Origin of the sequence: Pseudokineococcus marinus, assembly GCF_013004605.1 — a bacterium.
Taxonomy (GTDB): Bacteria; Actinomycetota; Actinomycetes; order Actinomycetales; family Quadrisphaeraceae; genus Pseudokineococcus; species Pseudokineococcus marinus.
Genome location: NZ_JABEMA010000148.1, coordinates 1 through 7,611 on the forward strand (window position 1 = coordinate 1; position 7,611 = coordinate 7,611).

The following is a 7,611-nucleotide window of genomic DNA, read 5'->3' on the forward strand; positions in this document are numbered from 1 at the left end:
GGTGTCGCCGTCGCCGCCGTCGGCGAACGGGGACGCGCCGCCGTGCGATCGACGTCGACCCGCACGGCCGCGCGTCCCTGGTGAGCCCTCCCGGGCACCCCCCGGCGAGCCGGCGTCAGGCGGCGGCGCGCCGCGGGGGCCGGCGGGCGGACTCGCCGAGGGCCGCCCGCACGTAAGGGACCTGCAGGAGGACCCACGTCAGCGCGGTCGCCGCGAGGAGGTGGGCGGGCAGGAGGAGCAGCACCGTGCCCAGCACCTCGGCCAGGGAGTCGGGCGGCCCCGTGACGGCGCGCAGGCCGTAGACCAGCGCGCCGTGGACGAGGAAGACGCCGAAGGCGTACGGCGCCCAGCGCGCGAGCGCCGTACCGACGCGCCGCGGCGCCCGGTCCAGGCCCCGGTGGAGCAGGAGGTAGGCGCACGTCGAGGCGACGACGACCGTCGGGGAGAGGAAGTCGTAGGCGTAGCGGCCGAGGGAGCCGTAGCCGGTGGCGCCCGCCGCGAGCGCCGTCAGCGCCAGCGAGGTCCACAGGCCGACCCGGGCCAGCGCCAGCCCCCTCCCCCGCACGAGCACGTCGCGCAGGCACCAGCCGAGGACGTAGTAGCCCGCGAAGGGCAGGAAGCGCGTGGCCGCGTTGGCCTCGCCCACCCCGCCCGCGAAGGCCAGCACCTGGTCGAGGACGCCGAGCCCGAGCAGCACGACGGCCAGGCCGAGGGACATCCGCCAGGTGGCGTGCCGGGTGACGACCTTGAGGAAGGGCGTGGCGAGGACCAGCCCGGCGAGGACGTAGAGGAAGTACAGCTGGAGGAACGGCGCGCCGGCGGCCACGTCGGCGGCCGCGTCGGCCGGGGTGAGGTCGGCACCGAGCACGTACGCCCGGAAGAGGAGGTAGAGCACCGTCCACACGACGAGCGGGATCCCGATGCGGGCCGCCCGACGCCGGAAGTACTCGCGCGGCCGCGCCGTCCGGCCGGGGTCGAGCGCGAGGGCCCCGGAGATCATGACGAAGACGGGCACGCACCAGCGCGTCCCGGCGTCGAGCGCGTTGGCCACCCACCAGCCGGCGCTGCCCACCGGCACGCCGCGGCCCTCGACGACCGGCGCCAGCAGGTGGATGAGGACGACGGCGACGATCGCGAGCACGCGGGCGCCGTCCATCCACCGGGTGGCCGTGGGGCGGGGCGCCCGCTCCGGGACGCGGTCGACGACGCTCACGCCCCGCGCCCCTCGTCTTCCCCACGTCCGACGCCGTGCACGTCGTCGGCGGCGTCGAGCGCCCGCAGCTGGCGCCGGAGCACGGGCAGCAGCTGCCCGAGGGCCACGACGGCGACGACCAGCGCCGCCCACGCGCCCACGGCGGCCCAGGTGGCGGCGTCCTGCGGACGCAGCCCGGCGACGAGCGCGGTCGCCGCCACGACGAGCACGCGCGTCGGCCGCTCCCCCACGGTGACCACGCCGACGTCGCGCCGACGGCGCCGAGAGCAGGTGCACGAGCGAGAGCCACCAGCGCACGACCCCCGTGGGCGCCGGCGCGCCGTGGAGCGCGGCCCAGCGCCGCAGGTGCTCCTCGCGGTCGGGGACGGCGCCCCCCGCGCCCCCCTCGTGACCCGCGCCCACCCGCGGCCTCAGGAGGCGACGGCGGCGGGCGCGCCGGCGTGCTCCGGGTCGCGCAGGCCCAGGGCGCGGACGATCTCGAGCGAGGCCGAGGAGCGGTTCAGCGTGTAGAGGTGCAGGCCCGGGGCGCCCGCGTCGAGGAGCTCGGCACCGAGCTCGGCGGTGAGCGCGACCCCCGTGCGGCGCACCTCGGCGGCGCCGCCCCGGCGCTCGGCCTCCTCCAGCCGCTCGACGACGCGCGCGGGCACCGGCGCGCCCGCGAGCTTGGTGAAGGTGGCCACCTGGCGCAGCGAGGTGATCGCCATGAGACCGGGCAGCACGGGGATGTCGCAGCCGTGGCCGGCGGCGCGGTCGACGAGCTCCGTCCACAGCCGCGCCTCGTAGAAGAGCTGGGTGACGGCGAAGGACGCGCCGGCGCGCGCCTTGAGCGCCAGGACGCGGGCGTCCTGGTCGGCGTCGGCCGACTCCGGGTGCGGGGTGGGGAACGCGGCGACGCCGACGGTGAAGTCGCCGAGCGAGCGCACGAGCTCGACGAGCTCGAGCGCGTTGCGCAGCCCCCCGGGGTGCCGCTCGAACGCCGTCCCCGGGCCGCCCGGCGGGTCGCCCCGCAGGGCCAGCACGGAGGACACGCCGGCGTCGGCGTACTCCCCGACGACCCGGCGCAGCTCGGAGCGGGAGGCCGAGACGCACGTGAGGTGCGCCACCGGCTGCATCGTCGTCTCGCGGGAGACCTCGCGCGTGGCCCGCACCGTGCGCTCGCGCGTGGAGCCGCCGGCGCCGTAGGTCACGGAGACGAAGGTCGGGTCGAGGGCCTCCACGCGCCGCAGCGACTCCCAGAGCACGGCCTCGCCGGCGTCGTCGCGCGGGGGGAAGAACTCGAAGGACAGGGACGGCCGGCCCTCGGCGCGCAGGTCCGCGAGCACGTCGCGCAGCGGGGCGCCGCGGGTCACCATGCCCCGAGGCTAGCCAGCGCGGGCGCCGCCCGACCCGGCGCCCACGGTGCGGGACGCGGCACCTAGGCTCCCCTGCGACGGCGGGCCGCCCGGGCTCGGCGGGGTCGGGCCGGTGCGCAGCAGGAGGTCGCAGGTGGACGTGCACGCGGCGAGGGCGCAGGCGGTCCGCACCGCCGTGCAGGCCGAGCTGGACGCCGTGCTGGCCCGCCAGCGCGCCGTCCTCGCCGAGGTGGCGCCGGAGACCGAGCCGCTCGTCGACGCCGTCGCCGACCTCGTGGCCGGCGGCAAGCGCCTGCGCCCCGCCTTCTGCACGGCGGGCTACCGGGCCTCCGGCGGCCAGGACGGCGCCGTCGAGGCGCGCGTGGGCGCGGCCCTCGAGCTCTTCCAGGCCGCCGCGCTCATCCACGACGACGTCATGGACGGCTCCGACACGCGCCGGGGCATGCCCGCGCTGCACCGCCGCTTCGGCGACCTGCACGCCACGAGCGGCTGGAGCGGCTCCTGCGAGCGCTTCGGGGAGGCGGCCGCCATCCTCGCCGGCGACCTGTGCCTGTCCTGGAGCGACGAGGCCCTCGCCGGCTGCGGGGCGGAGCCCGAGCGCCTGGCCTCCGCCCGCCTCGTCTTCGACCGCATGCGCACCCAGCTCATGGCCGGCCAGTACCTCGACGTCCTCGAGCAGGCCTCGGGCGGCGCGCCCGAGGGCGCCGACGAGCGGGCGCTGCGCGTGCTGCGCTGGAAGAGCGCCAAGTACACGGTCGAGCACCCGCTGCTCATCGGCGCGGCCCTCGCGGGCGCGGGCCCGGCGCAGCGGGAGGCCCTGTCCGCCTACGGGCTGCCGCTGGGCGAGGCCTTCCAGCTGCGCGACGACGTCCTCGGCGTCTTCGGCGACCCGGCCGTCACCGGCAAGCCGGCCGGGGACGACCTGCGGGAGGGCAAGCGCACCATGCTCGTCGCCCTGGCCGCGCAGGGCGCGGGCGCCGAGGACGCCGACCTGCTCACCTCCCTCCTCGGCGCGCCCGACCTCGACGACGCCGGGGTGGCCGCGCTGCAGGACCTCATCCGCCGCACGGGCTCGCTCGCCGCCGTCGAGGAGCTCATCGACGACCTCGTGGCCCGCTCCCGCGCGGCGCTGGCGACGGCGCCCGTCACCGAGGAGGCGCGCGAGGACCTCGAGCGCCTCGTGGGCATCGCCACCGCCCGCACCGCCTGACCCCGCCCCGCGACACCCGGACCCACGACACCTGGACCGCGAGACCCCCGGCCCGAGCCCCCGGCCCCCCGAGCACGACGAGCACCGACGCGAGGACACCCCATGAGCCCGCTCCTGACCGGCTCCGGCCGCACCGGCGACCTGACCACCCGCTCGCGCCGCTGGGCCCGCTGGGCCGCGCAGGCCGCGGCCCCCGGGCGGCTGCGGACGACGTCCGGGCCGAGCGACCACGTCGTCGTCGTCGGCGCCGGCCTCGCGGGCCTGTCCGCGGCGATGCGCCTCGCCGGCGCGGGGCGCCGCGTCACGCTGCTCGAGCGCGAGGCCGTCCCCGGCGGCCGTGCGGGCCGCCTGGAGCTGGCCGGACCGACGGGCACCTACCGGTTCGACCCGGGCCCGACCGTCCTGACGATGCCCGACCTCATCGCCGACTGCTTCGACGCCCTCGGCGAGGACATGGCGGACTGGCTGACCCTCGAGCCCGTCTCCCCGCTCTACCGGGCGCAGTTCGCCGACGGCTCCTCGATGGACGTCCACTCCGACCCCGGCGCCATGGCCGCCGAGGTCGAGCGCGTCATCGGCCCCGACGAGGCGCGCGGCTACCTGCGGTACGTCGACTACGTCTCGAAGCTCTACCGCGCGGAGATGCGCGACTTCATCGACACGAACATCGACACGCCCCTGGACCTGATCACCCCCGACCTGGCCCGGCTCGCCGCCCTCGGCGGCTTCGGCAAGCTGGCCCCGCGCGTCGAGAAGTACCTGCGCGACCCCCGCACCCAGCGCGCCTTCTCCTTCCAGGCGCTCTACGCCGGCCTGTCGCCCTACGACGCCCTGGCGCTGTACGCCGTCATCGCCTACATGGACTCGGTGGCGGGAGTCTTCTTCCCGAAGGGCGGCGTGGCCGCCGTGCCGGAGGCCATGGCCGCGGCGCTCGAGGCCCACGGCGTCGACGTCCGCTACAGCACCCCCGTCGCCTCCGTCGAGCACAGCGGCGGACGCGCCAGCGCCGTCATCACGGAGGACGGCGAGCGCATCGCGTGCGACGCCGTCGTCCTCAACCCCGACCTGCCGGTGGCCTACCGCGACCTGCTCGGCGTCGAGAGCCGGGCGTCGCGGCGGATGACGTACTCGCCGTCGTGCTACCTCATGCTCGCGGGCTCGACGGCGCACTACCCCGGCGCGGCGCACCACACGATCTCCTTCGGCCACGCGTGGGAGGAGGTCTTCGCCGAGCTGACCGGCGGGCGCCTCATGAGCGACCCCAGCGTGCTCATCTCGACGCCGTCGCTCTCGGACCCCACCGCGGCGCCCGAGGGGCGGCACACCTACTACGTGCTCTTCCCGACGCCGAACCTGCAGAGCGCGCCCGACCTCGACTGGGAGCGCATCGGCCCGCACTACCGCGAGCACGTGCTGCGCACGATGGAGGCGCGCGGCTTCCCCGGCTTCGCGGACGGCATCGAGGTCGAGCACGTGACGACGCCGCTGGACTGGCAGCGCCGCGGCATGGAGGCCGGCGCGCCCTTCGCGGCCTCCCACGCCTTCAGCCAGACCGGGCCCTTCCGCCCGGGCAACCTCTGGGGCGAGAACGTCGTCCTCACCGGCTCGGGCACGCAGCCCGGCGTCGGCGTGCCGATGGTCCTCGTCTCGGGGCGCCTCGCGGCCGAGCGCATCACCGGCAAGGTGCCCGGGTACCGCTCGCGGGCCTACCGGTGAGCGCCCCGACCGCGGCCGCCGTGCGCACGCCGGCGCCCGGGCGGTACCGCCTCGGCGAGCGCTCGCTCGACGCGGCCGGCATCGTCGACGCCGGCCTGCGCGCCGACTTCCAGGAGTGCCGGCGCCTGCACGCCGAGCACGGGCGCACGTACTACCTGGCGACGGCGCTGCTGCCGCCCGCGAAGCGGCCGTGGGTGTGGGCGCTGTACGGCTTCGCCCGCTACGCCGACGAGTTCGTCGACAGCCTCACCTCCCCCGACCCGGCGGCGCTCGTGCGCTTCGAGGAGGAGTTCTGGCGCGGCCTCGACGGCGCCCGCGCGGGCGGCACGGCGCCCGACGCCGTCAGCCGCGCCATGGCGCTGACCATGGAGCGCTGGGCGATCCCCCGCGAACACGTGCGGGCCTTCCTCGAGTCCATGCGCATGGACATCACCGAGACCGGCTACGCGACGTGGGCCGACCTCGTGCACTACATGCACGGCTCCGCCGCCGTCATCGGCCTGCAGATGCTGCCCGTCCTCGAGCCCCTGCCCGGGCTCGAGGAGCCGGCGGCCCGCTGCGCGCGGACGCTCGGCGAGGCCTTCCAGATGTCGAACTTCATCCGCGACGTCGGCGAGGACCTCGAGCGCGGGCGCGTGTACCTGCCGCAGGAGGACCTCGACGCGTGCGGCGTCGACCGCGACGAGCTGTGGCACTGCCGCCGCTCGGCGTCGCTCACGCCCGGCGTGCGCACGCTGCTCGAGCTGGAGGTGGCCCGCACGCGCGAGCTGTACGCCCGCGCGCGCCCCGGCATCGGCATGCTCCACCCGACGAGCCGCGACGCCATCGCCTGCGCCGACGAGCTCTACGGCGGCATCCTCGGCGCCGTCGAGGACGCCGACCTCCGCGTGCTCCACCAGCGGGTCTCCGTGCCCGCCCCCCGGCGCCTGCGGGTGGCGCTGCCCGCGCTGGCGCGGGCCCGCCGTTCCCGCCGCGACGAGCGCGCCTGGCGCCGTCCCTGACGTCGCCCGCCCGGGGGCGACGTGCGGCCACGTCGCTGCTCCGGCGCCGCCGCCGGGGCGACGTGACCCCGGGGCGGGTCAGAAGGCCAGCGCCTGCGCCCGGCGGCGCACCTCCGTGGTGCGGTGCTCGGCCCGCAGCGCCTCCACCGGGGTGCCCGGCAGCGACGGGTCGGGCGTGAAGAGCCACCGCAGCGCCTCGGCGTCGGAGTAGCCGGCGTCCGCCAGCAGCACGGCCGTGCCCCGCAGGCGCCGCAGCGGCTCGGGGTCGGCGAGCGCCCGTGGCACGCAGTCGGCGCGGGGCTTCCCGCGGCGGACGGCGACGAGGTCGCGGTCGGCGACGAGCCGGCGCACCTGGGAGACCGACAGGTCGAGGTGCTCGGCGACCTCCGCGAGCGTCCACCACTCCCCCACGAGCCCCTCGAGGTCGGCGAGGGCGGAGCCCTCCGCCGTCGTCGTCGGGCGCTCCGCGCCGGAGCCCCCGTCGGCTGCGTCGGTGCCGGCTGCGTCGGTGCCGGAGGGGTCGGTGGTGGGGCGGTCGTCTGGGGCGCCGGGTGCCGTGCTCACCCGCCCGAGCCTGCCACGCCGTGGCGACCGGCACGTCGCGGCGCCCCGGGCTCTCGCACCGGCCCCGCGACGTCGGGCGTCGGGCCGTCGGCCAGCCCCTCGGAGGCTCCTGCTCCGAGCTCGCCGAGAGCCCCGTCACCCTCCGGGAGGAGTTCCACCGGTGTAACTCTCGGTGATCCGCGTCTCCTCCGGTACGTTCCGTCACAGCAGCATCACGAGTCACACGAGTCCCGTTCGTCACAGGTGTCACACGGCCTCGCCGGGACGCCCGCCGACCTGGGCACGTCCCCCGACGACCCACCGCCGACCGACCGCGAAGGACGCCATGTCGACGCCCCCCGCGCTGGCCCACGCCGGCACCGACGCCCCCCTCCCGACGACCGGACGCGGTGCCCCCGCGCGCCCGCGGCGTCGTCGCCACCTCTCCCTCGCCCTGGCGGCCGCGCTCGGCGCGAGCGGCCTGCTGCCCGCGGCGGCGCAGGCGGCCGGGCCGCAGGGCGTCCCCGAGACCGCGGACGACGCGGCCGCGGAGCAGCGCGGCGTGCGCTCCTCGTC

Annotated in this window: 7 protein-coding genes and 1 pseudogene; 4 read left to right on the top strand and 4 right to left on the bottom strand. The window is 77.5% G+C overall.

Annotated elements, in window-relative coordinates; translation table 11 throughout:
* Positions 1-115 precede the first annotated feature (115 nt).
* The 3 genes from HLB09_RS10325 to HLB09_RS10335 all read right to left on the bottom strand — a co-directional run bounded on the left by HLB09_RS10325 (position 116) and on the right by HLB09_RS10335 (position 2,565).
* Entirely contained in the window at positions 116-1,213 is a 1,098-nt protein-coding gene (locus HLB09_RS10325) for an acyltransferase (RefSeq protein ID WP_171203297.1), read from the bottom strand.
* A complete protein-coding gene (locus HLB09_RS10330; protein WP_171203298.1) occupies positions 1,210-1,452 on the bottom strand; it encodes a hypothetical protein in 243 nt (80 codons plus the stop codon). Before HLB09_RS10330 ends, HLB09_RS10325 begins: the two co-directional genes overlap by 4 nt.
* Positions 1,453-1,623: 171 nt before the next feature.
* Complete coding sequence (locus HLB09_RS10335; protein ID WP_171203299.1) at positions 1,624-2,565, bottom strand: methylenetetrahydrofolate reductase; 942 nt, start codon at positions 2,563-2,565, stop codon at positions 1,624-1,626.
* Positions 2,566-2,704: 139 nt separating this feature from the next.
* On the opposite strand from HLB09_RS10335, the gene HLB09_RS10340 reads away from it, so the two are divergent.
* The 3 genes from HLB09_RS10340 to HLB09_RS10350 all read left to right on the top strand — a co-directional run bounded on the left by HLB09_RS10340 (position 2,705) and on the right by HLB09_RS10350 (position 6,492).
* Positions 2,705-3,775 (top strand): polyprenyl synthetase family protein, encoded by a 1,071-nt coding sequence (locus HLB09_RS10340; protein ID WP_171203301.1) that lies wholly within the window; start codon positions 2,705-2,707, stop codon positions 3,773-3,775.
* Positions 3,776-3,877: 102 nt separating this feature from the next.
* Positions 3,878-5,491 carry a phytoene desaturase family protein gene (gene crtI / locus HLB09_RS10345; RefSeq protein WP_171203300.1) on the top strand — a complete coding sequence of 538 codons (1,614 nt, stop codon included), beginning with the start codon at positions 3,878-3,880 and terminating at the stop codon, positions 5,489-5,491.
* Positions 5,488-6,492 (top strand): phytoene/squalene synthase family protein, encoded by a 1,005-nt coding sequence (locus HLB09_RS10350; protein WP_322790126.1) that lies wholly within the window; start codon positions 5,488-5,490, stop codon positions 6,490-6,492. The genes crtI and HLB09_RS10350 overlap by 4 nt, the downstream gene beginning before the upstream one ends.
* A 78-nt stretch (positions 6,493-6,570) precedes the next feature.
* On the opposite strand, the gene HLB09_RS19985 is transcribed toward HLB09_RS10350, so the two are convergent.
* Positions 6,571-6,903, bottom strand: coding sequence for a helix-turn-helix domain-containing protein (locus HLB09_RS19985; RefSeq protein ID WP_171203303.1), 333 nt, complete (start codon positions 6,901-6,903; stop codon positions 6,571-6,573).
* A 478-nt stretch (positions 6,904-7,381) separates the two neighbouring features.
* On the opposite strand from HLB09_RS19985, the pseudogene HLB09_RS10360 reads away from it, so the two are divergent.
* A pseudogene (locus tag HLB09_RS10360) lies at positions 7,382-7,611 on the top strand (hypothetical protein); the annotation flags it as partial.

Excerpts from the sequence above, each read along its gene's own strand:
- HLB09_RS10335 (WP_171203299.1), bottom strand. The coding sequence starts at position 2,565 with ATGGTGACCCGCGGCGCCCCGCTGCGCGACGTGCTCGCGGACCTGCGC.
- crtI (WP_171203300.1), top strand. The coding sequence starts at position 3,878 with ATGAGCCCGCTCCTGACCGGCTCCGGCCGCACCGGCGACCTGACCACC.